A 2,950-nucleotide genomic window follows, 5' to 3' on the forward strand; every position below is an offset into this window, starting at 1 on the left:
CGGAACTATGGTGCGAACTGCGACACCGGCGAAGGCGAAAGCCGCCGGAAACAGTAAAGCCTCGCGACCTACGGTCATCGCGCCAGTCGTCGACTCTACCGACCTCGACACGGCCGTCGCGGAGGAACAGCGTCAACCCGTCCCAGTGATTGAGCGCATAGTTGATCGCTTCTGCCAGCTTCGACTGTGAAAAGAGCTGGTCCACCATCCCGGTCAGTCGCGCCTTGAGTGCCGCCATCAACGGTGCGCTCGTGGTGCGGCGGGTGGAAAGCCGCTGCTCCGCACTGCTGCCACGGATCTCCGCTTCGATGGCATAGACTGCCTGCAGGCGTTCGATCACCTCGCGAGCGAACGGCGACTGGGTCGTCTTGGACACCTCGACGAATTTGCGGCGGGCATGGGCGAGACAAAAGGCGAGCTGGATCGCGCCGCCATGATGGCGGGCGAGCGCCTTGTAGGCGGCATAACCATCTACTTGCAGAATGCCGGAAAAGCCCGTCAATTGTCCGGCGATCTCCTCCGTGCCGCGGCCGTTGGCGAACACGTAGGCAACCGCCGGCGGCGACGGCCCGCCCCATGGCCGGTCATCCATGGCATGCGCCCAGAACTGGCAGATGCGGGTGCGATGTCGTCCGGGATCGAGCACCGGCATCGGCGTCTCGTCGCAAAACAGGCGCGGTGCAGCCTGGATCATCCGCAGCTGGAGCTCGTAGAGGCTCTTGAGCCACCAGGCGGCACGCTTGACCCAGCCGGCGAGCGTCGCGCGGTCGAGCTGGATGCCCTGGCCGGCCAGGATCTGAACCTGCCGGTACAGCGGCAGATACCAGGCGAACTTCGAAACCACCACATGGCTCACGAGTGCCGTCGAGGCCATGCCACTCTCAATCAGGCGCGGCAGTACCTTTGCCTGGACCACGCCATCGGTGCAGCTGCGGCAGGCGTACTTGGGACGGACCGTCCGCAACACCTGCAGCATCGCCGGGATCACGTCCAGCACCTCGCTGACGTCCTCGCCAATCTTGTGAAGCTGGCCTTGGCAGCACGGCCACGCGGTCGCCTCCGGCTCCAGCACCTGCTCACAACGCGGCAGGTGCTTGGGCAGCGCACCGATGTTGCGGCGCGCTCTCTTGCGTGGCCTGTTGGGCGCCACAGGCGCATCGTCGTTGGCCGGCGCAGGCCGTGTGGCGTCGGTTTGAAGATCATCCAGCTCGAGCGCCAGTTGCTCATCCACGAGCACCGCAAGCCTCTCCGAACGCTTCCCGAAGATCATCTCCCTGAGTGTCTGCATGGCCACACGCAGCTTCTCGTTCTCGGCATCAAGCGCGAGCACCATCTCGGTCAGAGACGCCGGATCGGTCGGGAGAGCGTCGGGACGAATCGCCATGATCAGACGATACATGTGCACGCTCCACGCTCCAATCCTCCTCTTACCCAACAACGGCCGGCTGCTTCACAGGCTTGGGTGAGACGCGCGTCCACTCCAACCCGTCAAGCGAGGGCACATCGAAATATCCCCTCTCGGGAGTCTGACGAATCACCTGCCATCGAAGTTACAGTGTGCGAACCGACGCATCCGTTGTTCGGCCGCACGTTCCGCATCATTCGGGGACGTCACGGGGGTGGCGATACTGACCTTGCAGCCGAACTCGTAAGGCGCGCGGGCTTTGCCCTTGCCGATGCACTCGACCTCCGGCGCATGTAACGCATAGACCTTGGGGCCGCGCTGATGCTGATCCTGGACTGCGCACCCGCTGCGCCAGATCAAGCAGCGGGCCGAAGCGCGCTTCCAGGCACCGCATCGCCATCAATCTTGCGGCGGATCGCGGATGATCCGGCCAAGCCGCGTCCGCAGGAACTTGAGCTGGCGCCGGGCGCGCTTGAACTGGTGGCCGTGGGTATAGCGGCCGACCATGATGGCAGCGCGCTTGGCCAGCCGCAGATAGCTCTGGCGCAGCGGCACACGATTGCGCTTGGCGAGCCCGACGAGCTTGGTGATGGCCCGATGCATCAGCCGCGCGTCGGTCGGGTGCGCAACGGCCTTGGGCTGCACCGTGGTATCGACGACCACCGCTCCAGGTCCTTAGGGCCGACGGCGCCAGCCTTGTGCGCCACCGACAGACTTTCCTGGATCAGCGCAACGAGCTGCTCCTCGCCGAGCCGCTGGCGCCAGCGTGTCATCGACGATCGATCGAACGGCAGACGGTGGCAGAAGCTCAACTCGCCGCAGAAGTATTGTCGAGTAGGCCGAGGGAGTTTCACCCTCGGCCGCTCACAGATCCGGACGTGATACTCTCGCATCATCCGGCTCCTGTCATCCAACCGTCGCCCGTCCAAGCTTTTGCCAATGGACAAAGAGCTTTGGATTTTGCTTCGCCATCTCGTTGAGTTTCCGCAACGACCGTCCCCGATGGCCCTTCAGTTGCTTGTACTTGCACCGAAGCCACGCGCCGAGGCGCTCATCGAAGTACTCATAGAGCCTACGCAGTTCCGTCGGGTAGAATCGCCCGTAGTATTGATCCCAGCCCCGAAGGACGGGGTTAAGACTACGCGCGATGTCTTCAAGCGGAAGCGGCGAGTGCTGAGGCAAGCGCCATCCTCGAATGCGAGCCCTCATCTCCTTAAGAGAGTTCGGACTCACGCCCGGAAGGAAGCAGGTGAAGATCCTGCCCCACCGGTTCTTCGCCATACGGGGGCGGAAGCTAAAGCCCAGGAAGTCAAAATGGATATGCGGGTAGGACCGCCGTCGATTGCTGTCAGCGCAGTAGACCACTTTAGTCTTCGCCGGATGCAGCAATAAATGGCAGTCAGCAAACCGTCGTTCCAGCGCCGATTTAAGCTCCTCCGCTTCCTGCCGCGTGCGGCAATGGCAGATGAGTCGAGTCGCCCGGGGGAGTTTCACCCCCAGGCGCTCACAGATCCGGACGTGAACGTCTCCGCTCATCCGGCTCTT

2 protein-coding genes and 1 pseudogene are annotated in these 2,950 nt (G+C 63.3%); all 3 read right to left on the reverse strand.

Features of this window, described 5'->3' with window-relative positions:
• On the reverse strand, window positions 1-1,399 hold a 1,399-nt coding region (locus tag QJT82_RS45205; protein ID WP_281446723.1), incomplete at its 3' end, for an IS66 family transposase.
• Window positions 1,400-1,603: 204 nt separating this feature from the next.
• Window positions 1,604-2,235 (reverse strand): annotated as a pseudogene (locus QJT82_RS45210) (IS5/IS1182 family transposase); the annotation flags it as partial.
• Between the two features lie 76 nt (window positions 2,236-2,311).
• On the reverse strand, window positions 2,312-2,950 hold a 639-nt coding region (locus QJT82_RS45215), incomplete at its 5' end, for a group II intron maturase-specific domain-containing protein (protein WP_281446724.1).

It is taken from the genome of Bradyrhizobium sp. Mp19, assembly GCF_029952935.1.
In the GTDB taxonomy this organism is placed as follows: Bacteria; Pseudomonadota; Alphaproteobacteria; order Rhizobiales; family Xanthobacteraceae; genus Bradyrhizobium; species Bradyrhizobium elkanii.